21 protein-coding genes are annotated in these 26,069 nt (G+C 65.9%); 5 read left to right on the top strand and 16 right to left on the bottom strand.

Annotated elements, in window-relative coordinates:
* Nucleotides 1-171: 171 nt before the first annotated feature.
* Entirely contained in the window at nt 172-2,535 is a 2,364-nt protein-coding gene (locus AC5RV1_RS00585) for a PEP/pyruvate-binding domain-containing protein (protein ID WP_493993121.1), read from the top strand.
* A 181-nt stretch (nt 2,536-2,716) separates the two neighbouring features.
* On the opposite strand, the gene glpK is transcribed toward AC5RV1_RS00585, so the two are convergent.
* From glpK to AC5RV1_RS00570, 3 genes are all read right to left on the bottom strand, one after another.
* Entirely contained in the window at nt 2,717-4,231 is a 1,515-nt protein-coding gene (gene glpK / locus AC5RV1_RS00580) for a glycerol kinase GlpK (RefSeq protein WP_493948411.1), read from the bottom strand.
* Between the two features lie 51 nt (nt 4,232-4,282).
* Entirely contained in the window at nt 4,283-5,032 is a 750-nt protein-coding gene (locus AC5RV1_RS00575; RefSeq protein WP_493948412.1) for an MIP/aquaporin family protein, read from the bottom strand.
* A 91-nt stretch (nt 5,033-5,123) separates the two neighbouring features.
* Nucleotides 5,124-6,938, bottom strand: coding sequence for a glycerol-3-phosphate dehydrogenase/oxidase (locus AC5RV1_RS00570; RefSeq protein ID WP_493993120.1), 1,815 nt, complete (start codon nt 6,936-6,938; stop codon nt 5,124-5,126).
* 163 nt (nt 6,939-7,101) lie between these two features.
* On the opposite strand from AC5RV1_RS00570, the gene AC5RV1_RS00565 reads away from it, so the two are divergent.
* From AC5RV1_RS00565 to AC5RV1_RS00550, 4 genes are read left to right on the top strand one after another with little or no spacing between them, the layout of a single operon-like run.
* Nucleotides 7,102-8,034, top strand: coding sequence for a sugar-binding transcriptional regulator (locus AC5RV1_RS00565; protein ID WP_493948450.1), 933 nt, complete (start codon nt 7,102-7,104; stop codon nt 8,032-8,034).
* Between the two features lie 10 nt (nt 8,035-8,044).
* A complete protein-coding gene (locus tag AC5RV1_RS00560) occupies nt 8,045-8,914 on the top strand; it encodes an aldo/keto reductase (protein ID WP_493993119.1) in 870 nt (289 codons plus the stop codon).
* A gap of 7 nt (nt 8,915-8,921) precedes the next feature.
* Nucleotides 8,922-9,851 (top strand): alpha/beta fold hydrolase, encoded by a 930-nt coding sequence (locus tag AC5RV1_RS00555; RefSeq protein WP_493993118.1) that lies wholly within the window; start codon nt 8,922-8,924, stop codon nt 9,849-9,851.
* On the top strand, nt 9,848-10,927 hold the full coding sequence (locus AC5RV1_RS00550; protein WP_493993117.1) for a glycosyltransferase family 4 protein: 1,080 nt from the start codon (nt 9,848-9,850) through the stop codon (nt 10,925-10,927). Before AC5RV1_RS00555 ends, AC5RV1_RS00550 begins: the two co-directional genes overlap by 4 nt.
* Before the next feature lie 6 nt (nt 10,928-10,933).
* Here the strand turns inward: AC5RV1_RS00550 and AC5RV1_RS00545 are convergent, their stop codons facing one another.
* The 13 genes from AC5RV1_RS00545 to pyrR form a co-directional block, all read right to left on the bottom strand.
* A complete protein-coding gene (locus tag AC5RV1_RS00545) occupies nt 10,934-13,045 on the bottom strand; it encodes a primosomal protein N' (protein WP_493993255.1) in 2,112 nt (703 codons plus the stop codon).
* A 127-nt stretch (nt 13,046-13,172) separates the two neighbouring features.
* A complete protein-coding gene (gene metK, locus AC5RV1_RS00540) occupies nt 13,173-14,408 on the bottom strand; it encodes a methionine adenosyltransferase (protein ID WP_493993116.1) in 1,236 nt (411 codons plus the stop codon).
* Between the two features lie 87 nt (nt 14,409-14,495).
* Nucleotides 14,496-15,737 carry a bifunctional phosphopantothenoylcysteine decarboxylase/phosphopantothenate--cysteine ligase CoaBC gene (gene coaBC / locus AC5RV1_RS00535; RefSeq protein WP_493948418.1) on the bottom strand — a complete coding sequence of 414 codons (1,242 nt, stop codon included), beginning with the start codon at nt 15,735-15,737 and terminating at the stop codon, nt 14,496-14,498.
* A 34-nt stretch (nt 15,738-15,771) separates the two neighbouring features.
* Nucleotides 15,772-16,032, bottom strand: a complete 261-nt coding sequence (rpoZ, locus tag AC5RV1_RS00530) for a DNA-directed RNA polymerase subunit omega (protein WP_003800778.1) — start codon at nt 16,030-16,032, stop codon at nt 15,772-15,774.
* Nucleotides 16,033-16,047: 15 nt separating this feature from the next.
* Nucleotides 16,048-16,644: a guanylate kinase gene (gmk, locus tag AC5RV1_RS00525; RefSeq protein ID WP_430226332.1), complete on the bottom strand. Its 597-nt coding sequence runs from the start codon at nt 16,642-16,644 to the stop codon at nt 16,048-16,050.
* Nucleotides 16,645-16,689: 45 nt separating this feature from the next.
* The gene (gene mihF / locus AC5RV1_RS00520) at nt 16,690-17,007 is read right to left on the bottom strand and encodes an integration host factor, actinobacterial type (protein WP_205484295.1); all 318 of its coding nucleotides are present in this window, start codon (nt 17,005-17,007) and stop codon (nt 16,690-16,692) included.
* A gap of 111 nt (nt 17,008-17,118) precedes the next feature.
* Entirely contained in the window at nt 17,119-17,988 is an 870-nt protein-coding gene (gene pyrF / locus AC5RV1_RS00515; protein WP_493993115.1) for an orotidine-5'-phosphate decarboxylase, read from the bottom strand.
* Nucleotides 17,981-21,295: a carbamoyl-phosphate synthase large subunit gene (gene carB / locus AC5RV1_RS00510; RefSeq protein ID WP_493993114.1), complete on the bottom strand. Its 3,315-nt coding sequence runs from the start codon at nt 21,293-21,295 to the stop codon at nt 17,981-17,983. The genes pyrF and carB overlap by 8 nt, the downstream gene beginning before the upstream one ends.
* The gene (gene carA, locus AC5RV1_RS00505; RefSeq protein ID WP_493948422.1) at nt 21,295-22,587 is read right to left on the bottom strand and encodes a glutamine-hydrolyzing carbamoyl-phosphate synthase small subunit; all 1,293 of its coding nucleotides are present in this window, start codon (nt 22,585-22,587) and stop codon (nt 21,295-21,297) included. Before carA ends, carB begins: the two co-directional genes overlap by 1 nt.
* The gene (locus tag AC5RV1_RS00500) at nt 22,568-23,089 is read right to left on the bottom strand and encodes a PH-like domain-containing protein (RefSeq protein WP_493948423.1); all 522 of its coding nucleotides are present in this window, start codon (nt 23,087-23,089) and stop codon (nt 22,568-22,570) included. Before AC5RV1_RS00500 ends, carA begins: the two co-directional genes overlap by 20 nt.
* Nucleotides 23,089-24,423, bottom strand: a complete 1,335-nt coding sequence (locus AC5RV1_RS00495) for a dihydroorotase (protein WP_493993113.1) — start codon at nt 24,421-24,423, stop codon at nt 23,089-23,091. Before AC5RV1_RS00495 ends, AC5RV1_RS00500 begins: the two co-directional genes overlap by 1 nt.
* Nucleotides 24,423-25,448, bottom strand: a complete 1,026-nt coding sequence (locus AC5RV1_RS00490; RefSeq protein WP_430226338.1) for an aspartate carbamoyltransferase catalytic subunit — start codon at nt 25,446-25,448, stop codon at nt 24,423-24,425. The genes AC5RV1_RS00495 and AC5RV1_RS00490 overlap by 1 nt, the downstream gene beginning before the upstream one ends.
* The gene (pyrR, locus tag AC5RV1_RS00485) at nt 25,445-26,032 is read right to left on the bottom strand and encodes a bifunctional pyr operon transcriptional regulator/uracil phosphoribosyltransferase PyrR (RefSeq protein WP_104044538.1); all 588 of its coding nucleotides are present in this window, start codon (nt 26,030-26,032) and stop codon (nt 25,445-25,447) included. Before pyrR ends, AC5RV1_RS00490 begins: the two co-directional genes overlap by 4 nt.
* Nucleotides 26,033-26,069: the final 37 nt, after the last annotated feature.

The following is a 26,069-nucleotide window of genomic DNA, read 5'->3' as shown; positions in this document are numbered from 1 at the left end:
TATCCGTCGTTTCGGATGCCGGGCGGCTAACTAAGCAGAAGGATCGCACGCATGAAACCACTTTAGCGCACGAAGCGGCCGGGCTGGTGTCGTGCCAACCTGTACCACCGCCGGCCCGCGTCACTAGACTTGAGCCGGGCAACCCGGCTTACTTACCCGGCAGGTGACTCCTTGGGCATTGACGCGAGTGACATGGGCGATGACGCCGGTGCTGCCGTCAGCCCCAATCCCCCTCGCAGTCGCCTTTTCCTGCCGCTTGGCCGACACCTTCACCTCACCCGGGCGGAGGCCGGCGGCAAGGCCGCGGCATTGTCGGACCTGAAATCCGCCGGATTTCCCGTCCCTTCCGGGTTTGTCGTCCCGCGCGCGGCTTTGGACGCACGTTCGGGTGGCGGGCAGGATGCCTGGGACCGCCAATTGCAAAACGCGGCCCGGGCAGCCGGTCCCGGCCCCTATGCCGTCCGCTCCTCGGCGGCTGCCGAAGACCTGCCAGGCGCCTCCTATGCAGGGATGTATGAGAGTTATCTGGACGTGCCGGTCGAGGACCTCCCCTCCGCCGTTATCCGCTGTTTCGGATCGGCTGATGCCGGCCGCGTCCGGACTTACCAGGAATCGCTGCCGCCGGTTGCCGCCCCGCCCGGCGGACCAAAGGCCGATCCGGGCGCTGGAGACGAGGACACCACCGACGCCGGGCAGATGGCCGTCCTCGTCCAGCAGATGGTGGACGCCGCGGCCGCCGGCGTCGCCTTCACCGCACATCCCTTGACCGGCGCCCGGGACGAGACGGTGATTTCCGCTGTGAAAGGTCTTGGGGAAAAGCTGGTGGGAGGTTCGGAGCGTGGCGAAGAGTGGCTGGCCCGCGGCGGATCAGTCGTCCCACAGCGTGGTGCCGGTGCTGTCCTCACAAAGGAAAGCGCGACGGCGGTTGCCGCCATGGCGGGGAACGTCGCCCGGCATTTCGGCTGCCCCCAGGACGTGGAGTGGGTGGTGGACTGCTCCGGCCGCGTCCAGGTTGTGCAGGCACGTCCGATGACAGCGGTTCCGGAGCCGGTGCTATGGCTGGCCCCGGGAAAGGGCGCCTGGCTGCGGAACTTCCGGCTCGGAGAATGGCTGCCGGAACCGGTCACCCCGCTCTTTATGGACTGGATTGTTCCCTGCCTGGACTCCGCCTACAACGACGCCGTCTTCCGCTCCACCGGCCTTCGGGTTCCGATGGGCCATGCCACCGTCAACGGCTGGTATTACGTGGCCCCGCCGACACCCCGGGCACTCCCCCACCTGCTTTTTAGCGGAACGCGGCACTCGCTGCACTACTTTTTCAACTCCGTGGTCCGGCCGATGCTCGATCCCGCTGGTGCAGACCGCGCCGTCCTGCGGGATCTTGAGCTTGAGTGGCGCACCCAACACCTGCCGGCCTACCGCAGCCTCGTAGACAGCTACCGCGGCGTCCCGCTGCCGGCAACCCTGGCCGGGCTGATGGATCTCGTTGAACAGCTGGCAGGGGCCGCCGGAGGATATCTGTGGTTCTTCGCCGCCACGGGCGGGGCGGCCTGGAAGATGGAGATGGTGCTGGCCAGGTTCTGGCGCAGGCACCTTGCCACCGAATTTGCCTCCCGGAAGGAAGAGGAACTTTACGACGGCGGCGGTTACCAAGTGCTGCTGGGCGGCCTGTCCCCGGCGTTGCCGCCGAGGGTTCCGCACGCCGTCTACAGCCTCGACTGGTATCACCCGACGGCGGCCGAGGAGCCCGGCCCGGCTGCTCCCTTCGGCAGCAGTTCCCGGGGATCCGCTGCTGCGGCTTCCCGGCGGCGTAGAGCCGAAAATGCCTGCCGCTCCATGCTCAAGGGCTCGCGCCTGCTGCGCCGGTTCGACAATCTACTCGCGGTTGCCCAACACTATGCGCTGCTCCGGGAGGAACAGGTGCGGGATTTCACCCTTGGCTGGCCGCTGCTGCGTCGTTGCGCTGCAGAGATCGGGACGCAGCTGGAACAGGCGCACGTCATCAGCAACAGGGACGACGTGTACTTCCTGACCCGGCAGGACCTGCGGCTCGACGCGCCGCCCCAGCAGGACAACGTGGCGGCACGCCGCGCGGACTGGCTCCGGCAACGGAAACTGGCCGCCCCGCTGATGCTGGGCAAGCTCCCGATGCTCGGCAACACATTTGACCGGCTGGCCAACACGGCGCGAAGCGCCGGCAAATTTCCCGAAGGTGCCCTGGTGGGTCATCCCGCAAGCCCAGGCCGGGCACGCGGCCGCGTCCGTACCGTCGAAGGACCCGAGGACTTTTCCGCGTTTCAACCAGGTGAGGTGCTCGTGGCCAAGGCCACCGCACCGGCCTGGACTCCCCTCCTCGCCGACGCGGCCGCCGTCGTAACAGACGGCGGAAACCTGGCAGCCCACGCCTCCCTGATAGCCCGCGAATACGGCATCCCGGCAGTAGTGGGCACAGGCACCGCCACCCAAGAGCTCCGAACAGGCCAGCTGGTGACGGTAGACGGCAACGCAGGAACTGTAGAAACCCACGAGGAGTAAGCGTCGCCGACACGTCCGCGAAGATGGCGGCCCCACGAGGAGGTAGGGCGCCCACCGCAACAAGCAAGGGAGGCGGCCCCTCGCTCGGGTGTGGTGGGCACCCGTGGGAGCAGCAGGGGACGGGCGGGGCAGGGGCCGCCTTCCTCGCGCCCCAGCCACGCACTCTCAATGCCGGAAGACGCTACCGCACGTCCTCGTCCACCCAATCCATGGACTTTGTCACGGCCTTCTTCCACAGCCGCATCTGCCGGTCCTGCTCGGCCTGGTCCATCTGGGGTTCCCAGCGCTTGTCTTCAGACCAGTTGGATGACAGTTCGCCGAGGTCCTTCCAGAACTCGACTGCGAGGCCGGCGGCGTAGGCGGCGCCCAGGGCGGTGGTCTCCACCACCTTGGGCCGGATGACGGGGACGCCAAGGATGTCTGCCTGGAACTGCATCAGCGCATCATTGGCAACCATGCCGCCGTCGACCTTCAACTCGGAGAGCGGTACACCGGAGTCCGCGTTCACGGCGTCGAGCACCTCGCGGGTCTGGAACGCTGTGGATTCCAGCGCTGCCCGGGCAATGTGGCTCTTGTTAACAAACCTGGTGAGGCCCACGATGGCGCCCCGGGCGTCGGAACGCCAGTATGGCGCGAAGAGCCCGGAGAATGCCGGAACGATGTACACGCCCCCGTTGTCCTTCACCGAAGCGGCCAGGGTTTCCACTTCCGGGGCGCTGCTGATCATGCCCAGGTTGTCCCGCAACCACTGGATCAGTGAGCCGGTGACAGCGATGGAGCCTTCAAGGGCGTAGTGGGGTGCCGCGTCGCCAAGCTTGTAGCCGACCGTAGTCAGCAGGCCGTTCTTGGAGTGCACGATTTCCTCGCCGGTGTTGAAAATCAGGAAGCAGCCCGTCCCGTAGGTGTTCTTGGCTTCGCCGGTCTGGAATGCCGCCTGGCCGAACGTGGCTGCCTGCTGGTCGCCGAGGATGCCGGCCACCGGAACCTCGCGGAGAAGCTGGGAGGTGTGAACGGTGCCGTACACCTCCGAGGAGGACTTGATCTCCGGCATCATGGACCGCGGAACGCCGAAGATGCCCAGGATTTCCTCGTCCCATTGGAGGGTCTCCAGATCCATGAACAGCGTGCGCGAGGCATTGGTGACGTCGGTGACGTGGACGCCGCCGTCCACCCCGCCGGTGAGGTTCCACAGGACCCACGCGTCGGTGTTGCCGAACACCAGGTCCCCGGCTTCGGCCCGCTGGCGTGCGCCGTCCACATTGTCCAGGATCCACTTGATCTTGGTGCCCGAGAAGTATGTGGCCAGCGGTAGGCCCACCTTCTGCTTGAAGCGGTCCGCTCCCCCGTCGCTGGCAAGTTCGTCCACGATGTCCTGCGTGCGCGTGTCCTGCCAGACGATGGCGTTGTACACGGCTTCACCCGTTGTTTTGTCCCACACCACGGCGGTTTCACGCTGGTTAGTGATGCCGACGGCGGCAATATCGTGCCGCGTCAGGTTCGCCTTTGAGAGGGCTGAGGCGATGACCTCACGGGTGTTGTTCCAGATCTCGGCGGGGTTGTGCTCCACCCAGCCGGCTTTCGGGAAGATCTGTTCGTGTTCCATCTGCCCGGAGGAGACGATGCTGCCGCTGTGGTCGAAGATGATGGCCCTGGTGCTGGTGGTTCCCTGGTCGATGGCGATTACGTACTGGTTCACGATGACGTCCTTGTCTTGAGGTGTGATTTTGAGCGGTGGTTGGGTGCGGGGTCAGGCTGCTGCTGTGGCGATGATCGGGACAATCCGGGCGACGAGGCCGCCCAGGGCACCGCCGACCAGCGGGCCGACTACAGGGATCCAGGAATAGCCCCAGTCGCTGGAGCCCTTGCCCTTGATGGGCAGCAGGGCGTGGGCGATACGGGGGCCGAGGTCACGGGCGGGGTTGATGGCGTAGCCGGTGGGTCCGCCGAGTGATACGCCGATGCCGACGACGAGCAGTGCGACAGCCAGCGGCCCGAGGCCTGACGGGGTGCCGCCGAAGGTGAGGATGACGAACACCAGCACGAAGGTGCCGATGATCTCGGTCACCAGGTTCCAGGAGCTGGAACGAATGGCCGGGCCGGTGGAGAAGACGGCCAACTTGCTGGCGACTTCCTCTTCAACGTCAAAATGCTGCTTGTAGGCGAGCCAGCAGACCACTGCGCCGAGGAAGGCACCCAGCAGTTCTCCGCCGAAGTAGGTCAGCGTAGAGGCGAAATCCACGGGAACATCAGGGGCGTATTCGCCGGCTCCGTTGGCGAGCAGGCCGAGCGTCACGGCCGGGTTCAGGTGCGCCCCGGATTTCGCGGCCACATAGACACCCGCGAAAACTGCGACGCCCCATCCCCAAGTGACCATCAGGAACCCGCCGCTGTTGCCTTTCGTCCCCCGCAGGGCGACGTTGGCGACGACGCCGCAACCCAGCAGGGTCAGCATCGCCGTTCCGAAGACTTCGGATAGAAAAACAATTCCAAGAGACATCTTTGACTCCTCTATTTTCTGTTGTCAGTCCTTCGCGGGTTGAAGGACCGTTGGGCCGGGACGGGTTGGGTGCCCCGGCCGACAGCCTGTCCTATGCGACCAGGCTGTGCGTTTCTACGCGGTGGAACCGCTGCAGCACGTCCTGCGCGTGCCGGATTTCCGCTGCACGTGCTGCGGCGTCCCATCCCAGCGGACCGGAGAGCACCTCCGCCACCTCGTTGAGCAGCTCGCCAGTCACGAGGCCCCGGAAGGCAAGGGACGTGCGGCGGATGAGGACATCCACGAGGTGTCCAACCTGCTCATGGGCTGCCATGAACTCCAGTTCACGGGCACTCAGTTCCCGGGTGGAGTGCAGCAAGTGGTCCGGCCCGCCGTCGAGGTAGGCCATCACCGCCTCCGCCCTGGTTCCGTAGCGGGTGAGCAGGCCGGCGGTCCGGTCCGCGTCGCGGCCGGCAGTCATGTGGTCCTTGATCCACTTCTGCACGCCCGCCTCGTCCGCGGGGAAACCGGCGCCGCCGCCGATGGCGAGCTGCGCTGTCGATACTTTCCGCTGCACGCCGAGTTCGGCGAGGACGTCATTGGTCAGGTGTTCGGCCAGCGCCCGAAAGGTGGTCCATTTGCCACCCACCAGGCTGAGGACGACGGCGCCCGCCCCGGTTGTGCTGTTCCCGGGGGCACGGCGCTCGATCCGGTAGTCCCGGGAGACGAAGCCGGGCTGCGTCGCATCGTGTCGAGGCAGCGGCCGCACGCCGGAGAAGGTGTAGACAATCTGTTCGCGCTTGACGGGGATGCTCGGGAAGACGTGACCGATGAGTTCGAAGAAGTACTCGATTTCCGCATCGGTGCAGACGGCATCCTGGGCCATGTCGGCATCAATGTCCGTGGTCCCGACGAGGACGCGGTCCCCCATCGGATAGATGAGCACGATGCGGCCGTCCGTGTGTTCAAAGAAGATTTCGCGTCCCCGGCAGGCGGCGAGGAGCTCCGGGTGGTCGAGCACGATGTGGGAACCCTTGGTGCCGCCCATAAAGCTGGAGGCTGCTCCCATGGCTTCGTTGGTGAGGTCCACCCAGGCGCCCGTGGTGTTAACGATGACGTCGGCCGTGAAATCGAATTCCTCACCGGTCAGCTCATCCCGCAACCGCAAGGTGCTTCCTTTGCCGGTGCCGCGGTTGGGCTCGCCCGTCATGGATCTCAGTGACAGGTAGTTACTGGCACGGGCCGTACTGCCTTGGGGGTTAGCGCCGGACGCGTGGCCTGTCTTTTCGCCGTCCTGCAGGACATCAAGGGTGAGCCGCTCGGGGTTGTGTACGGAAGCATCGAAGTACGTGGCCGTGTACTTGACGTCGGGGCGGAGGGCGGGCAGTTCAGCAAGGGCGCGTTTATGTCCCCTGAACTGGTGGCGCGGCACTGTGCCGCCGTCGCGGGAAAACGAGTCGTACAGGCTGAGGCCGATCTTGATGAGGAAGGCGCCGCGTTCCTTGGGCTTGCCCTGCTGCTTGTGGGTGAGGAAGCGCAGAGGGGCCGCGAGCACTCCGGAAAAGGTGCTGAAGATGGGGATAGTGGTCTGCAGCGGCTTGACGTAGTGGGGTGCGATCCGGAGTAGTCTGTTGCGCTCCACTACAGACTCCCTGACCAGCCGGAACTCGCCGTTTTCGAGGTAGCGGATGCCGCCGTGGATCATGTGCGAGGAGGCGCCGCTGGCGCCCTGGCAGTAGTCACCACGTTCCACAAGTGCCACGTCAATTCCCTGCAGGGCGAGGTCCCGGAAGGTCGCAACGCCGTTAATCCCGCCACCTACCACCAGCACTTTTGCGTGCGGCCGGAGCCGCAGATTATGTACTGATGCGCGTTCGGCTCCCGGCTTTGGTGCGGCGGGGCGGGCCGGTGAATCCTTTGGTCCCAAAACAACTCCTGGGGCTTTGTGTGGTGCGGACACAGAAAGTGATCCGCCGTTCTCATCTATTGTTTGGAGTAATGGAAAATGGAGTCAAGCACTATGCACAAACGTGCAGAATGGAGTTCAGGTGGACGCTTCCCGGCATGCTGATGCCCTTCGGGCTGCACAAATGTATTACCTGCAGGACCTCACGATGGATGCCATCGCCCGCGAACTTGGGACATCCCGCTCGACTGTTTCCCGGCTGTTGTCCTCGGCCCGCGATTCGGGGCTGGTCCAGGTCCAGATCCGCAATCCCCTGGATACAGGACCGGAGTTGGAGGGCCTGATTCGCCGCCGGTACGGAGTAGACGCACACGTTGTGCCGGTCATGGAAACACTCAATGAGGCCGAGACCCTGGACCGGGTGGCGATGCAGGCCGCCCGCACCATCGGGCCCCTGGTGGATTCCAACGCGATCATCGGTGTCGCCTGGGGTTCCACCCTCAGTGCCGTCAGCCGCCACCTGACCAGGAAAATTACCCACGACAGCGTGGTGGTGCAGCTGAATGGCGCGGGCAACATGCACACGACAGGCATTACCTACGCCAGTGACATCATGCGCCGCTTCGGCAGCGCCTACGGCGCGCGGGTGGAACAATTCCCCGTTCCGGCATTTTTCGACCACGCCGCCACCAAGTCAGCCATGTGGAATGAACGCAGCGTGCAGCGAATCCTTGAACTTCAGGCCAAGATGAGCATCGCGATCTTTGGGGTCGGATCCGTTGATGCCGATTTCCCCAGCCACGTCTATGCCGGCGGTTACCTGGACGAGGGCGACCTCAACATCCTGGCAACGTCCGACGTCGTGGGTGATGTTGCGACGGTGTTCTTCCGCGCTGACGGTTCCTCCGACGGGATCGTCCTGAACGAACGGTCCACGGGCCCGGCCCTCGCCGAACTTCGGCAGGTAAGGCGCAGGATCTGCGTGGTTTCCGGCGTGTCCAAGATCAACGGGCTCAAGGGCGCCTTAGCGGCGCGCCTGGCTACGGACCTGATCCTTGACGAGGCCACAGCGCGCCGCCTGGTGGGTATGGAGGGCCTTGCCGTGGCGAGTAGGTAGAGTCATGGCTATGAGGATCTCCCCGCGGCTGAGCCTGAACAACGGCGTGCTGATCGACCAGCTGGGCTACGGCCTGTACAAGGTGCCGCCATCGGAGGCGGCGGGCCTTGTGGCTATGGCCCTCGGCTCCGGATACCGCCACTTCGACACTGCCGCCATGTACGGCAACGAGTCAGGGGTTGCCCGCGGCATCAGTTCACAGCTCGGCACGCAGGCAGGCAGCGGTGGCTCCGGTGAACTTTTCCCGTCACCGGCCAGGGAGGACATCTTTGTTACCACCAAAGTGTGGAACGACCACCACGGCTACGACGCCACCCTGCGTGCATTCGACAACTCCATGGTCAACCTGGGCCTGGACTACGTGGACATGTACCTCATCCACTGGCCCTGCCCCCGGCGCGGGCTGTACCCCGAAACCTACCGGGCCATGGAGACGCTCTACCGCGAGGGAAAAGTGCGGGCGATCGGCGTATGCAACTTCCAGCCCGCCCATCTGGACCGGCTGATGCAGACCGCAGAGGTGACCCCTGCGGTCAACCAGATCGAGCTGCACCCCTGGCTCCAGCAGGTGGAGCTGCGGAAAATCCACGATGATCTCGGGATCAGGACCGAGGCGTGGAGTCCCCTGGGACGCGGACATGTGCTGGCGGATCCTGTAGTCCAGGCCTGCGCCGCCGAACACGGCAGGTCGCCGGCGCAGATCATCCTCCGCTGGCACATACAACTGGGGAACATCGCCATCCCCAAGGCAAGCACCGAGGCGCGCATCCGCGAGAACCTGAACGTCTTCAACTTTGAACTCTCGGCCAGGGACATGGATGCGCTCGCCGGCCTGGACCGGGGACAGCGGACCGGTTCCCACCCGGACAACGTCAATTAGGACTCCCATGGAAACAGCACACACGGGGCAATCCTCCACGCCCGCCTTCATCGGCCCGGACCTGGCCGGCCGCACCCATGCCTCCTCGGTGCAGCTGGCCGGCGGCAGGGTAGCTTTCTGGACCTACGAGCCAGTGCTGCAAACCGCTGAGACCCGGACCATGCTGGTGATCCACGGATTCCGCGGCGACCACCACGGGCTCCTTCGGGTGGCCGACCAGCTTCCGGAGATGCGCATCATCATGCCGGACCTGCCCGGCTTCGGCAGCTCGGAAGCCTTCGTGCCAGGTGGTCACACAGTTCCGGGCTACGGCGCATTCATCACAGAATTCATGGCGGCACTGGGCCTGGGGCCGGATACGGTCCTGCTGGGGCACTCGTTCGGGTCCATCATTGCCGCCCATTTCGTGGCCGCCCACCCCGGCGCCGTGAATCCACTGATCCTCATTAACCCCATCGCAGCGCCTGCCCTCGAGGGCCCCAAAGGCGTGATGACCAGGCTGGCAGTGCTGTACTACCGCGTTGCCGCCCGCCTTCCCCGTCCGCTGGGGCTGGCCCTGCTCCGCAGCCCGTTGATTGTCCGGGTGATGAGCGGAGCCATGGCCAAGACAGGCGACCGGGACCTTCGGCGCTTTATCCACGGCCAGCACCATGCGTACTTCAGTGCTTTTGCCAGCCGTGACAGCCTCCTCGAATCCTTCACTGCCTCGGTCAGCAGCCATGTGGCCGAGGTGGCCGGCAGCCTGACCCTTCCTGTGCTCCTAATCGCGGGTGAGAAGGATGAAATCGCCACGCTTCGCGACCAGCACCAGCTCGTCGAACTGCTGCCGGACGGCGAACTCGAGGTTATTGCTGATGTTGGCCACCTGATCCATTACGAAACGCCGGAGCCAGCCGCCCGCCACATCCGCAGCTTCCTTAAGGACCACCCCGCGTGAAGCTTGTCATCGACGCCCGGTTCACCCGGACAGACCATCACGACGGCATCAGCCGCTACGGTGCGAGCCTGATCGCGGCCGCCTCCAAGATCGCCGACGTTTCGATGCTGATCTCTGACATCCGCCAACTGGCCCTGCTGCCGGATGTGCCGTACACATTGATCAACAGCCCCCTGTCCCCCGCGGAACTGTTCGTTGCCCGCAAGATCAACCCGCTTGGCGCGGACGTGGTGGTCTGCCCAATGCAGACGATGGGCACCTTGGGCCGCAAGTACGGCCTGATCCTGACCCTGCACGACCTCATCTACTACGAGCACCCAGCACCTCCGGGATTCCTGCCGGCCCCGGTGCGGCTGCTCTGGCGCCTCTACCACAAGGCGTACTGGCCGCAGCGCCTCCTACTCAACCGGGCCGACGTCGTAGCCACCATCAGCCGGACCACCGAGGCGCTAATGGCCAAGTACCGGCTGACGCGCCGGCCTGTCCGGATTATCAGCAATGCGCCGCAGCCGGCCCAGGAGCCTCGCAGCCCGGAGGCCGGCGCCAAACCCTGCCTCGTGTACATGGGCTCATTCATGCCCTACAAAAATGTCGAAACCATGGTGGCCGGAATGGCTGGACTGCCCGGCTTCACGCTTCACCTGCTCAGCCGGATCACTCCTCAGCGGCGCGCCGAACTGGAGAAGCTCATCCCGCCTGGAGCGAAAGTGGAGTTCCACAACGGCGTCACCGACGAGGAATATGCCACGTTCCTGGAAACAGCCACCGCGCTGGTGACTCTTTCACGGGCCGAAGGGTACGGACTGCCGCTGGTCGAGGCCATGGCGCTGGGCACGCCGGTCATCGCCAGCGACATTCCAATATTCCGGGAGGTGGGCGGGGATGCAGCCAGCTATGTTGACCCGGCATCGCCCCAGCAGTTTGCCGACGCCGTGAAGAAACTGGACGACCGGGAATTGTGGGAGGAAACCTCACGGCGCTCCGTTGCCCGTGCCCGCGAGTTCAGCTGGGAGGAATCCGCCCGCCAACTGGTGGACGTGGCACACGACATCGTGGCCCAGCGCCGCGGCCAGTAGGCTCCGCTACAGTACGTCCACCCCGTCCAGTCGCAGCTGGACAGGTTCCGCACTTCGCTTTGCGGCCGTTGCCGCCCGGGTAGCCCTCAGAACGCGGGTGACCGCCGCGGCCTGGGCGTAGGGGAAGAACAGGAGGGTCCGGACGTCCTCCGCCGAGCGGCGGGTGGAGGGTGGACCGCTGAGAATGAGCGGCGCGGGGCCTGCCGTACGGAGGTGGATCCCGGCGGGCTCCAGTTGCGCTGCCACTGCACCCGAGAAATGCCCGACGGCGGCCCGGGGGCCGGTGATGGAGGCAATGCGCACCGCTGGCGGAAGCTGCAGTTCGGCCCGGAGGGAGAGCTCGCGTTCGGCGTAACCTGCAGGATCCCATCTCAGCAGCGCCCCCACAGCTGCGGTGTCCGCTGCCGTAACCACCACAAGGCCGCCTTCGGCAGCAGGCCTAACCAAGGCCCCGGCATTGAACCAGCGGCGCACGGTGTCCTCGCTGGCGCGCAATGACTCGCGGCGCAGCAATGAGTCACCGTCCAGCAGCAAGGCGGCGGCATATCCCCCTTCTGCTATGGGTTCGGCTCCTACCGTGGCCACCACCAAGGCCTTGCTGTTGGTTACGCGTGCCTTGACCTGGTCCCCGGAGGACGTGATGACGGTTTTGCCGGGGAAGGCCCTGCCGAGCTCCTCGGCCGTCCGGATTACGCCCGTTGCGCCCCTGCGAAGCTTTCGGCTGCTGCAGTGCGTGCAGTGCCAGTCGGGCGCCGGGGTGGAGCACCACCGGCATTGCGGCAGGGCTGAGGTTCCGCTGGCCCCGGCCACGGCCAAGGGCCCCTGGCAGGCAGCACAGCGCGCGGGCTCCCGGCAGTGGTCACACACCAGCGACGGCGCGTAGCCGGCGCGGGCCACCTGCACCAGGACCGGTCCCCGTTCGAGTCCTTCCTTGGCGACCCGCCAGGCAGTGCCGGGAAGGCGGGCGATCCTGGCGAGCGGATCCCGCTCTTGCTCGAAGCTGTCGGCCGTGTTCACCACGCGGGGGACGGTGCGGCGGACCAGCGTGCGGTCCGCTTCCACGGGCAGCGCCCAGCCTGTCTCGGTGAGCCGCTGGACCTCCGTGCTGCGGGAATGGGCTGCCAAAAGGCAGGCAGCCCCGGACTGTTCGGCGCGCAGGAGCAGGACTTCGCGGGCGTGGGCGTAGGGCGCGCGCTGCTCAATGTGGAGGTCGTCGCCGTCGTCCCAGCACACCACGAGCCCCAGGTCCTTGACGGGAGCATAGGCAGCTGACCGGGTCCCGATGGCAACCCGCGCGGTACCGGCGAGGATCCGCAGGAAGTTCTGGTAGCGGGGCGTGGGGCCGTCCTCCGCGGTGAGGCGTGCTACGGCCTGCTCCGGCAACAGCGCTCCCACGGCCTCTTCAAGCTGGTCCAGGTCCCGGTTGTCCGGGACCACCACCACAGCTCCCCGCCCGGAAGCATAGGCTGCGGCAATGGCCTGGGCCAGCAACTGCGGCCAACCGGCGGGTCCGTAGCCTTGGAGAGGATTTAGGACCGCCCGTGGGGAACCACCGTCTTTTAGGTGTCGCAGGAAGGCCAGGCCGTTCCGGAAACCTACCCAGGCATCGTCTGCGCCGGGGCCCTTAGCTGCAGCGCCTTCACCTGTCTCCAACGTCGGAGTTTCCGCGGAAGCGGAGTACGCCTTCTCCAACCGGGCTACCCGCGGCGGGACGGCAACCCGGAGGACATCGCTGACGGTTCCCGCGTAGCGGGAGGCTACGGCGGTGACCAGGTCGCGGACCTCGGGTGTCAGGACGGGAACCGGGGAAACGACTTTCGCCAGCGGCAACAGGGTGTGGCCGGCGTCGGACTCCGCCACCCGTTCCATAATGAACCCGCTGAGGTCCTGGCCGTTGAACTTGACCTTGACCCTGACGCCGGGCTGGGCATCCTCATCCAGCCCGGCAGGAACGCCATAGTCAAAAGGCCGGTCCAAGTGGGGCAGCGAGGATTCCACCAACACCCTGGCCACCGGAAGGTGGTCCGCCAGCTGCGGGCCCGCCTGCTGTTTGCGGGAAGGGAAACCCTGCAGCAGGGACGGCTGTACCGCGGCCGGCAGATCCAGCAACGGTTGCATGGAATCGTCAGCAACCACTTCGGCTACCTCCGTTCAGCATCGCCGGGTGGACCTGGTCAGTAAACCAGCAGGCACAGACATTCCACCCGGCAGCGGCATTCGCGCCGGGTTCGGCCCCGGCCATCGGCTACGCGTTGAAGAAAGCCTTCAGGTCGTCCACACGGTCCAGGCGCTCCCAGGTGAAGTCCGGATCGTCCCGGCCGAAGTGCCCGTGGGCTGCAGTCTTGGCGTAGATGGGCCGTTTCAGGTCCAGGGCGTCGATGATGGCGCGGGGACGAAGGTCGAAAATTTCGGCGATGGCAGCGCTGATGCGGGCGGGGTCCACCGTTTCGGTGCCGAACGTCTCAACGTACGTGCCCACGGGACGCGCCTGGCCGATGGCGTAGGCAATCTGGATTTCGGCGCGTTTGGCCAAACCTGCTGCAACAACGTTCTTGGCAACCCACCGCATGGCGTAAGCGGCGGAGCGGTCCACCTTGGACGGGTCCTTGCCGGAGAAGGCGCCGCCGCCGTGGCGTGCCATGCCGCCATAGGTATCAACGATGATCTTCCGCCCGGTCAGGCCGGCGTCACCGACAGGGCCGCCGATAACAAACTCGCCGGCCGGGTTCAGGATGTTTGCGGCCCGGGAGATGTCCAGGTTGGCGCCGGCCAGCACGGGGGCGATGACGATGGAGGCAAGGTCAGCGCGGAGCTGTTCGAGGCTTGCGCCTTCGGCGTGCTGGCTGGAGATGACCACGGTTTCGACGGAGACCGGCAGGTCCTTGTCATAGCCGACGGTCACCTGGGTCTTGCCGTCCGGGCGGAGGTACGGCAGCTCCCCCGACTTGCGGACTTCGGTGAGTCGCTCCGAAAGGCGGTGTGCCAGCCAGATGGGGGTGGGCATGTAGGAGGGAGTTTCGTCACTCGCGTAGCCGAACATCAGGCCCTGGTCGCCTGCGCCCTGAAGGTCGTAGTCATCCTCCTGGCGGCCCTCGCGGGCTTCGAGGGAGTTGAAGACGCCACCGGCGATGTCGTTGGACTGCTGGCCGATGGACACGGAAACGCCGCACCGGGCGCCGTCGAACCCGTTGGCCGAGGAGTCATAGCCGATGCCCAGGATGGTCTCGCGGACGATCTGCGGAATTTCCACGTAGGCGTCGGTAGTGACCTCACCGGCCACGTGGACCAGGCCGGTAGTGGCCATGGTCTCCACGGCGACGCGGGATTCCGGGTCCTTGTCCAGCAAGGCGTCAAGGATGGCGTCGCTGATCTGGTCGCAGATCTTGTCCGGGTGGCCTTCGGTGACCGACTCGGACGTGAAGAGCCGGAGCGCGGAAGCCGTGGCCGCGTGGGAGTGGGGAAGGTGCAGCGGTAAAGTCACTCAACTACCTTACTGGTTGGGATTCGTCCTCCCCGCAGGAGACCTCGGGAGATGTCCTCTTGCTAAGCGAACGTGGCCGGAAACACGTCAGGCGCGGGGGGAAACGTGATTCAGTTCAAAGGCGATCCGGCTGATGATGGCCGCCGAAACTTCAGTCTTGGTGCCGGCCGCCTCCTGTGGTTCGGCGCCGGACCGGGCCAGGATGACAACGGAATTCGTATCCTGGCCGAAGACCTTATCCGCGCCCACATGGTTCACCACCAGCAAGTCGCAGCCTTTACGCTCCAGTTTTGCTTCCGCGTAGGCCAGCACGTCACCGTGGCTGTCGCCGGTTTCGGCAGCGAAACCTACGATCAGCTGCTGCCTCTCCGCGTGGCCGCCGCTGTTCCGGACTTCCACCAGTTCGTGCAGGATGTCCGGGTTGCGGACCAGCGTGATCACGGGGTCTGCGCTGTCATCGCGCTTCTTGATTTTGGTGTCCGAGACCTCCGAGGGGCGGAAGTCCGCCACCGCGGCGGACATAATCACGACGTCGGAATCCGCCGCTGCTGCCAGCGCCGCCTCACGCAGCTGCAGGGCAGTCTCCACGGGCACCACTTCCACGCCTGCCGGCGGGGGAACTTCCATATGGGCTGCGAGCAGGCGGACCGTAGCGCCGGCATTCCGGGCGGCGACGGCCAGCGCCACTCCCTGCTTACCGGAGGACCTATTGCCCAGGAACCGTACCGGGTCCAGGGGTTCGCGGGTTCCGCCGGCGCTGATGGTGACGGTGCGTCCCGCGAGCGGCAGCTGGTAGTCCGACTGGCCCTGGACAAGGGCCAGGGCGGCATCGAAAATCACCTCGGGCTCGGGCAGCCTCCCGGGACCTGAATCAGAGCCGGTCAGCCTGCCGGTTGCCGGTTCCAGGACGGCCGCTCCGCGGCTCCGCAACGTTTCCACGTTCGCCCGGGTGGCCGCGTGCTGCCACATCTCGGTGTGCATGGCCGGGGCAAACAGTACCGGGCCGTGGGCCATCAGCAGGGTGTTGGTGAGGAGATCCCCGGCCTGTCCGGTAGCGGCTTTGGCCAGGAGGTCGGCAGTGGCCGGGGCGATGACCACCAGGTCCGCTTCGTGGCCCAGGCGGACGTGGTTGACCTGGTGGACGTCGTCGAAAACACTGTTGCTGACCGGATTTCCGGACAACGCCTCCCAGGTGGCGGTGCCCACAAAGCGGGTGGCCGCCTCCGTGGGGATCACAGTGACGTGATGGCCGGCTTCAGTAAAAAGCCGGAGGAGCGATGCCACCTTGTAGGCGGCAATCCCTCCCCCGACTCCGAGGACTATGCGCACGTGACCCCCGTCAACAGCACGTCAGGCGGCAGTATTACTCTGCGGCTTCGATCGGCGTGGAGACCAGCTTGCCTTCGTTGATCTCGCGCAGGGCGATGGAAAGCGACTTCTCGTTCAGCTTGGTGTCTACCAGCGGGCCAACGTATTCGAAGAGGCCCTCGTGCAGCTGGGCGTAGTAAGCGTTGATCTGACGAGCACGCTTGGCACCGAAGATCACCAGGCCGTACTTTGAATCTGCTGCTTCAAGCAGCGAGTCGATCGGCGGGTTAATGATGCCTTCAAGGTTCGTGGACACGAATTCTCCAAATTTCTAGCGGGCTGACCGTTCCGGCGTTCCGTGCGGATGCGGGGTCAGCCCCATGAGTGAAACAAGCTCGTCCGCTGCCCGGCGAACGTCGTCGTTAATGACGGTGTAGTCGAACTCCGGTTCAGCAGCAAGCTCCAGTTTAGCGGTTTCCAGCCGGCGCTGCTGTTCCTCAGGTGTTTCCGTGCCGCGGCCCACCAGCCGGCGGACCATTTCGTCCCAGCTCGGCGGCGCGAGGAAGACGAACTGGGCGTCCGGAACGGCTGCCTTGACCTGGCGCGCGCCCTGCAGGTCAATCTCCAGCAGCACCGACCGGCCCTCGGCGATCGCCTGGTTCACGGTGCTCTTGAGAGTCCCGTAGGTGTTTTGGCCGTGCACTACCGCCCACTCGAGGAATTCTCCCTCGGCAACGAGCCGCTCGAATTCCTCCTTGGCCTTGAAGAAGTAATGGACTCCGTCAACTTCACCTGGCCGCGGGGCGCGGGTGGTGGCTGATACGGAGAGCCAGACCTCGGGGTAGTTGTCCCGGATGTAGGTGGACACGGTGCCTTTGCCAACAGCCGTCGGACCAGCGAGGACTGTCAGTCCAGGTTTTTTGCTCACGTATTCCTTTATGCCGGAGTTCGGGGAAAGCGGGAAGTACCCGCTCTAGTTCTCGTCTATAAAATCTACCAGCGCCCGGCGCTGGTGGACGCCCAGGCCGCGGAGCCGGCGGGAGGCCGCGATACCCAGCTGCTTCATGATGGCGGCGGCCCGGACTTTTCCTACACCGGGCAGTGCCTCCAGCAGTTCCGAAACCTTCATCCGGGCCATCGCTTCGTCCTCCATCGCGGAATTGATGATGTCCGCTGCGGAGCTTGCACCGTTCTTGAGGTTTTCCTTGGCCGCGGCCCGGGTTGCCCTGGCTGCCGCCGCTTTGTTCAAGGCATCAGTTCGTTCGGATGCGGATAAGGGTCGCAGCACCATGGTGGACACCCCCGGATCTGGGTGGATACGTCCAAGGGCGGCCGCCCTTGGACATGTCCTGAAACTACCCTTTGGTGCTGCCCGAATCAATGCATCGGGGGAAACGGGCAGCTATTCGCCCCGCAGCCCGTCAAGCGTCCGCTGGGCAGCCTCCTGCAATGCGCGCAGCTGCGGTCCGGCGGAAAGAATGTCCCGGCTGGAAGTTCCCAGCACCTGCGGGTGGGCACTGCCGAAGGTGGCACGGAGGTCGGCCGGAGTGGCACCCTGCGCTCCCAAGCCCGGCGCCAGGATGGGCCCGCGCATGCCGGCGAGGTCCACATCAAGATCCGAAAGGGCAGAACCAACGGTTGCACCGACTACCAGGCCGACCGAACCGAGCTCCCCCGGGTAGCGGCGGTTTTCCCCGCCGGCCGCCAAGGCAACCCTTCGTGCCACGGAGTCCGCTCCCCCAACATGCTGGACCGAGGCTCCTTCGGGGTTGGACGTCAGGGCGAGGACAAACACTCCACGCCCCGTGTCGGCCGCGAGATCGAGGGCCGGACGCAACGACTCGAACCCAAGGTAGGGGCTGAGCGTCACCGAGTCTGCGGCCAGCGGGGAACCGTCACGGAGCCACGCGTCTGCGTAGGCCGCCATGGTGGATCCGATGTCCCCGCGTTTTGCATCGGCAATGGTGAGTACAGCCTCGTCCCGGGCAACTGCAAGGATTTCCTCCAGTACAGCCATCCCCGCGGAACCGTGGCGCTCGTAGAGCGCCACTTGCGGCTTTACGGCGGCAGCGAGGGAAGCGACGGCCTCCAGGACCGTCAGGGAAAACGAGCGGAGGCCGTCGACGTCGTCCTTCAGCCCCCAGCCGGCCAGCAGGGATGGGTGGGGGTCGATCCCAACACACAACGGACCGCGGGCGGCCATGGCCGCACCGAGCCGGGAACCGAAGGGCTCCCGGCCCTGCACTTCAGCGGATGCTGCCTGCTCAGGCATGCTGCAGGGCCGCCTTCTGGGACTCTGCGAGGGCAGCGGCGTGCTCCTGCAGGCTGGTGACCGACCATTCGTAGATGCGCATCGCTTCGATGGCCTGGACGGCCGCATTGAACTCGGCCACCGTTGTGATGCAGGGGATGCCGATGGACGTGGCGGCTGCACGGAGTTCGTAGCCGTCGCTGCGGGCTTCACCGCCGGAGGGGGTGTTGAAGACCATATCGATCTCGCCCGCGATGACGAGGTCGGCGATGGTGCCTTCGCCTTCGGCGCTGCTGCCTTCTGCAACCTTTCGGACCGGCGTGGCCTGAATGCCGTTGCGGCGCAGGACATCGGCGGTGCCGCCGGTGGAGACGATCTCGAAACCGAGGTCGGAGAGCCGCTTGACACCCATGATCACCGAGCGCTTGTCGCGGTTTGCCACCGAGACGAAGATCTTGCCTTCGGTGGGCAAGGCGTTGTTGGCAGCTGCCTGGCTCTTGGCGAAAGCGGTATCGAAGTGCTTGTCGATGCCCATCACCTCGCCGGTGGAGCGCATTTCGGGTCCGAGCAGGGAGTCAACCACCTTGCCCTCAAGGGTACGGAAGCGGCTGAACGGCAGGACTGCCTCCTTGACGGACACCGGGGCGTCCAGGGGCAGGGTGGAGCCGTCGCCGACCTCGGGCAGCATCTTGTAGGCGCTGCGGAGCTGGCCGATGGTGACACCGGTTCCGATCAGGGCGGCGGCCTTGGCCATCTGCACGCCGGTGGCCTTGGACACAAACGGCACCGTGCGGGAGGCCCGCGGGTTGGCTTCGAGGACGTACAGGACGTCCGAGGCCAGGGCGAACTGGATGTTGATGAGGCCGCGCACGCCCACGCCTTCGGCGATGGCCCGGGTTGCGGTGCGGACGCGCTCCAGGACGTTGGTGCCCAGGGTGATGGGCGGCAGGACGCAGGCGGAGTCACCGGAGTGGATGCCGGCTTCCTCGATGTGCTCCATGATGCCGCCCAGGTACATGTCCGTACCGTCGAAGAGGGCGTCGACGTCGATTTCGACGGCGTCCTCCAGGAAGCGGTCAATCAGCACCGGGTGGTCCGGGGTAATTTCCGTGGCGTTGGCGATGTAGCGGGACAGGTTGGGCTCGTCGTAGACGATCTCCATGCCGCGGCCGCCCAGGACATAGGACGGGCGGACCAGCACCGGGTAGCCGATCTCGTCAGCGATCTTCTTGGCGTCCTCGAAGGACACTGCGGTGCCGTTCTTCGGGGAGATCAGGCCGGCCTTGTCCAGGACCCGCGAAAACGCCCCGCGGTGCTCGGCGAGGTCGATGGCTTCCGGGGAGGTGCCGAGGATGGGGACACCGGCGTCGGCCAGCTGCTGGGCCAGCTTGAGCGGGGTCTGGCCGCCGAGCTGGACGAAGACGCCCATCACGCCGCCGGTACGTTCCTCCGCGGCGATAACCTCCAGCACGTCCTCGAGCGTCAGGGGCTCGAAGTACAGGCGGGTGGAGATGTCGTAGTCCGTGGAGACGGTTTCCGGGTTGCAGTTGACCATCACGGTCTCGTAGCCGGCCTTGCGCAGGGCCATCGAGGCGTGGACGCAGGAGTAGTCGAACTCGATGCCCTGGCCGATGCGGTTGGGGCCGGAACCGAGGATCAGGATGGACGGCTTGGAGTGCAGCGCAACCTCGTCCTCCTCGTCATAGGCCGAGTAGTGGTACGGGGTGTAGGCCGCGAACTCTGCGGCGCAGGTGTCCACGGTCTTGTAGACGGGACGGATGCCCAGTGCCTGGCGGACGCCGCGGACCACAGCCTCGGAATTGTGGGTGAGGGCGCCGATCTGCTCGTCGGAGAAGCCGTGGCGCTTGGCGCGCTTCAGCATGTCGGCCGTGAGTGCGCCGGCCTGGCGGATCTCGCGGGAGATCTCGTTGAGCAGCTGGAGCTGGTCCAGGAACCAGGGGTCGATCTTGGTTGCCTCGAAAAGGTCCTCCACGCTGGCGCCGCCCAGGAGGGCGCGCTGGACCTGGTGAAGCCGTTCCGTCGTCGGGCGCTTTGCCTTTTCGATGAGCTCAGCCACTTCCCATTCGGGAACGGAGCTGAAGTCCAGCTGGGAGCCCTTCTGCTCCAGCGACCGCAGCGCCTTCTGCAGGGCCTCGGTGAAGTTGCGGCCCATGGCCATGGCCTCGCCCACCGACTTCATGGTGGTGGTGAGGGTGTTGTCCGCGGCCGGGAACTTCTCGAACGCGAAGCGCGGTACCTTCACCACAACGTAGTCGAGGGTGGGCTCGAAGGACGCCGGGGTCTTCTGGGTGATGTCGTTCGGGATCTCGTCCAGCGTGTAGCCCAGGGAGAGCTTGGTGGCGATCTTGGCGATGGCGAAGCCGGTTGCCTTGGACGCCAGGGCCGAGGAACGGGACACGCGCGGGTTCATCTCGATGACCACCACGCGGCCGGTGGCGGGGTCGATGGCGAACTGGATGTTGCAGCCGCCGGTGTCCACGCCCACTTCACGGATCACGGCGATGGAGATGTCGCGCAGCCGCTGGTATTCCCGGTCCGTGAGGGTAAGGGCGGGAGCCACGGTGATGGAGTCGCCGGTGTGGACGCCTACGGGATCGAAGTTCTCGATGGAGCAGACCACCACGACGTTGTCGTTTTTGTCCCGCATCATCTCGAGCTCGTATTCCTTCCAGCCGAGGATGCTCTCTTCAAGCAGCACCTCGGACGTGGGGCTGTACTGCAGGCCCTGGCCCACGATGCGGCGGAGGTCGTCCTCGTTGTAGGCGAGGCCCGAGCCGAGTCCGCCCATGGTGAAGGACGGGCGGACCACCATGGGGTACCCGAGGTCATCGGCAGCCTTCAAAGCCTCGTCCATGCTGTGGATGATGTGGCTGCGGGCGGACTCTGCACCGCAGCGCTCCACCACGCCCTTGAACTTTTCGCGGTCCTCGCCGAGTTCGATGGCGGCGATGTTGGCACCGATCAGCTCCACGTTGTACTTCTCGAGCACACCGTTCTTGTCCAAAGCGATGGCCGTGTTGAGCGCTGTCTGGCCGCCCAGGGTGGGCAACACGGCGTCCGGGCGTTCCTTGGCGATGATCTTCTCCACCACCTCGGGGGTGATGGGTTCGATGTAGGTGGCGTCGGCAAACTCCGGGTCGGTCATGATGGTGGCCGGGTTGGAGTTGACCAGGATGACCCGCAGGCCCTCCTCCTTGAGGACGCGCAGCGCCTGCGTGCCGGAGTAGTCGAATTCGGCAGCCTGGCCGATGACGATCGGGCCGGAACCAATGACGAGGACGCTTTTGAGATCTGTACGTTTCGGCATTACTTCTTGTCCTCAGTCTTGTTGTCGTTTTTGTGTTCCGCGCCGGCGGAGTGGGCAGAGTCCACGGGATCCTTGGACAGGTTGGCGGTCCTGCCGTCCCGGGTGCCCTCCATCAATTCAATGAAGCGGTCAAAGAGGTAGGCGGCGTCGTGCGGTCCGGCCGCTGCCTCGGGGTGGTACTGCACGGAGAAGGCGGGGATGTCCAGGCAGGCAAGGCCTTCCACGACGTCGTCGTTCAGGCTGACGTGGCTGACCTCCACGCGCCCGTAGCGTGCCTCGGGAGCCTGCGTGGCGCCGTCGAGCGGAGCATCTACGGCAAAGCCGTGGTTCTGGGAGGTGATTTCCACCTTGCCGGTGCGGCGGTCCATCACGGGCTGGTTGATGCCGCGGTGGCCGTAGCGCAGCTTGTAGGTGCCGAAGCCCAGGGCACGGCCCAGGATCTGGTTGCCGAAGCAGATGCCGAAGTAGGGCAGTTTTTCGTCCAGGACGGAGCGGAGCAGCTTGACCTGGGCGTCGGCCGTGGCGGGGTCGCCGGGGCCGTTGGACATAAAGAAGCCGTCCGGGTTGACTGCCTTGACGTCTTCCAGGGTGGCGGTGGCGGGGAGGACGTGGACCCGGACGCCTCGCTCTGCGAACCGGACGGGGGTCATGGCCTTGATGCCGAGGTCGACGGCCGCGATGCTGAAGCGGGGGTCGCCGTCCCAGCCGTGGTCCTTGGGTTCCACCACGTACGCCTCGTCAACGCTGACTTCCTCGGCCAGCCGGGCGCCTTCCATCGGGGCGCTGGCGAGCACGGCGTCGACCAGTTCCTTGTCCGTGGCCTGTGCGGCTTCGCCGGAGAAGATGCCGGCTCGCATGGTTTTGTGCTCGCGCAGGTGGCGGGTGATGGCGCGCGTGTCCACACCCTGGATGCCGACAATGCCCTGGTCCACCAGCTCCTCGTCCAGCGAACGCTCCGAGCGCCAGTTCGAGGGGCGGCGGGCGGCGTCGCGGACGATGTAGCCGGCCACCCAGATGCGGCGGGACTCGGCGTCGTCGTTGTTCACACCGGTGTTCCCGATGTGGGGGGCGGTCTGGACCACGAGCTGTCGGGCGTAGGAGGGGTCCGTGATGGTCTCCTGGTAGCCGGTCATGCCGGTGGCGAAGACTGCCTCGCCCAGGGCGGTTCCGGTGGCGCCGTAGCTTCGTCCGCGGAAGATGCGGCCGTCCTCGAGCACCAGCGCAGCTGGAGCGGAAACTGGGGCCGATACTGCTGTGTTTGTTGTCACTGTCTTACTTTCCACTATTGGCATCAGCCGCTGGGGCCGAAGAAATCAATTCCTGAAGTGCTGCGAAAAGCACGTTCCTGTCCTCTGCGCGGCGGGTGCGGAAGCCGGTGTCCAGCTCGTGGCTGCCGTGCGTCCACGCCAGGACCAGGAGGCCGTCCTTTTCCACGAATTTGCCCGCCATGCCGCTGTCCAGCCGCACCCCGGTGAGGGAAGCCGCGGGAATGTACAGCGCCGGTGCCCCTGCCCGGTCAAAAAGGACGCCGTGCGGGTAAAGCTTAAGCGTGGCGTTCGTCCGGATACCGAGCCCGTGCACTGCGATCCGGTCCAGCCAGTCACCGCCTGTGGTGGACGCGACGTACTGCCCCTCGGCAGTGGTGAGCGGCTCCCCCGGCGCCTCGGGCACCGAAGGCAGCTGTTCGACGTCGGCCTGGCGGCGCAGGCGGTTCCGCCAGCCCAGCCAGATGAGGCTGAAGGCTGCGGCGATAAGGGCCAGCGTGATGACCAGCGAGAGCAGCTGGGTGTCCATCAGGCGGCGCCTACGGAAGCGGCGTGCCCGTACGCGGTGTTGAGGGCGCCGTCCAGGACAGTGGGGTGTCCCTTGAAGAACGTGGCAACAACCTTGCCGGGCAGTTCCATGCCCTTGAACGGCGAGTTCCGGCCCATGGTGGCCATCAGGGAAGGTTCAACCGTCCAGCGCGCGCTGGGGTCCACCAGGATGACGTTGGCAGGTTCACCTGCTTCCAGCGGGCGGCCCTGGTCCTCCAGGCGGCCGATCTTGGCGGCAGCGGCGGAGGTCACCCGGGCAAAGTCTGCCCAGGTCATCAGACCGGTTTCGATCATGGTGTGCTGCACCACGGAGAGTGCCGTCTCCAGCCCGGTCATGCCCATGGCGGCCTGCGCCCACTCGCACTCCTTGTGCTCGCTGGGGTGCGGGGCATGGTCGGTGCCGACGACGTCGATGGTCCCGTCCGCGAGGCCGGCGCGCAGGGCCTGGACGTCGGCGTCGGTACGCAGTGGCGGGTTGACCTTGTAGACGGGATCGTAGCTGCGGACCAGGTCATCGGTCAGCAGCAGGTGGTGCGGGGTGACCTCTGCCGTGACATTGATGCCGCGTTCCTTGGCCCAGCGGATGATTTCCACCGAACCGGCCGTGGAGACGTGGCAGACGTGGAGCCGGGAGCCAACGTGCTGGGCCAGCAGGACGTCCCGCGCGATGATGCTTTCCTCCGCCACTGCGGGCCATCCGGCAAGTCCCAGCACCGCTGACACTTCACCCTCGTTCATCTGGGCGCCGGCGGTAAGCCGCGGCTCCTGCGCGTGCTGGGCCACCACGCCGTCGAACGCCTTGACGTACTCCAGCGCCCTGCGCATGAGGACGGGATCGTGGACGCAGATGCCGTCGTCCGAGAACATGCGGACGCGGGCTCGGGAATCGGCCATGGCGCCGAGCTCGGCGAGCTGCTCACCGGCGAGCCCCACTGTCACGGCGCCGACGGGGCGCACGTCCACCCAGCCGGCCTTTTGACCCAGGCTGTACACCTGCTCCACCACGCCGGCGGTGTCAGCGACGGGAGTGCTGTTGGCCATGGCGTGCACGGCGGTGTAGCCGCCCAGGGCAGCGGCGCGGGTTCCGGTCTCCACGGTCTCGGCGTCCTCGCGGCCCGGCTCACGGAGGTGGGTGTGGACGTCCACCATGCCCGGCAGCGCGACCAAACCGGCGGCGTCGATGACGACGGCATCAGTGGCCGACAAGCCGGTTCCGGTTTCGGCGATGAGGCCGTCACGGATCAGGAGGTCCCCCTGCGCTCCACCCAGGATTGAGGCCCCGCGGATCAGATAGGTTCCGGTGTTGCCTGCCATCAGTTGCTCTCCTTGGTGGAATGGGTGCCGGTATACGCCAGGGCGGGGGTGGCGGCTGGTTCCCGGGTGTCCCCGGAGAGCAGCAGGTAAAGGGCGGCCATGCGCACGGACACGCCGTTGCGGACCTGGGCCAGGACGGTGGAGCGGGGGGAATCGGCGGCGGCTGCGGAGATTTCCAGGCCCCGGTTCATGGGTCCGGGGTGCATGATGATGGTGTCTTTCATACCCAGTGCGTCCAGCGCCCGCAGCCGGTTGTCGTCAAAGCCCCACCGCCGCGAGTATTCGCGGGTGCTGGGGAAGAAGGATGCGTTCATGCGTTCGCCCTGGACGCGGAGCATCATCACGGCGTCAACGCCCTGCTCGATGGTTTCATCCATGTTGTAGCTGACCTTGCAGGGCCACTTTTCGACGCCGATGGGCAGCAGCGTGGGCGGCGCCACCAGGGTGACCTCGGCGCCGAGGGTGCGCAGGAGCCAGACGTTGGAGCGGGCCACGCGGGAGTGCAGGACGTCGCCGGCGATGGCCACCCGCATGCCCTTCAGGTCGGCACCTTCGGAGCCGGTCCCGGCCAGGCGGGCCCAGTGCCGGCGCATGGTGAATGCATCCAGCAGGGCCTGGGTGGGATGTTCGTGGGTGCCGTCGCCGGCGTTGATGACGGCGGCGTCGATCCAGTCGGTGGCAGCCAGCCGGTGCGGGGCACCCGAGGCCCAGTGCCGGATGACGACGGCGTCAGCCCCCATGGCGGAAAGCGTTTGGGCTGTGTCCTTGAGGGACTCCCCCTTGGACACCGAGGAGCCCTTGGCGGCAAAGTTGATGACGTCTGCCGAGAGGCGCTTGGCGGCGGCTTCGAAGGAGATGCGGGTGCGGGTGGAGTCCTCGAAAAAGAGGTTCACCACGGTGCGGCCGCGAAGAGCGGGCAGCTTCTTGACCTCGCGGTCACCTACGGCAGCCATTTCCTCGGCGGTGTCGAGAATGCGGATGGCGTTGGCAAGGCTGAGGTTTTCGGTGGAAAGCAGGTGCTTCACGAGCGGCCCTCAATCACTACTTCGTTGACCGGTGTACCGCCGGGGGCGGTATCGGTTTCCTCGAGCCGGACCCGGACTTTCTCCGCGGATGACGTGGGCAGGTTCTTGCCAACATGGTCTGCACGGATGGGCAGTTCCCGGTGGCCGCGGTCGATCAGTACGGCGAGCCGGACGATGCGGGGCCGGCCCAGGTCCACGAGGGCGTCAAGGGCGGCACGGATAGTGCGGCCCGAGTACAGGACGTCGTCAATGAGGACAACCACCTTGTTGTCGATGCCTGTACGCGGGAGCTTGGTGGGGTACGGCGGGCGCGTGCCCTGGTGGGACAGGTCGTCGCGGAACATCGTGACGTCCAACTGGCCAACAATCGCGGCGGCGTCCACGCTGGGATCAGCGGCGGCGATTTTTTCCGCAAGCCTCGCAGCCAGCGGGTAACCGCGGCGGGGAATGCCGAGCAGGACGAGGTCCTGGGAACCTTTATTGGCCTCGAGGATCTCATGGGCGATACGAGTGAGGGCCCGGTCGATGTCCGCCTGGCTAAGGACTACCCTGGCTGGAACCGGTGCGCTGGTGACAGAAGTCAACGCTCGTCTCCCCTTTCCCCGCCTCACAGGACGGAAT

This window comes from Arthrobacter sp. Hb9-2, from assembly GCF_059091165.1.
This window is presented reverse-complemented; position numbering and strand designations above follow the sequence as displayed.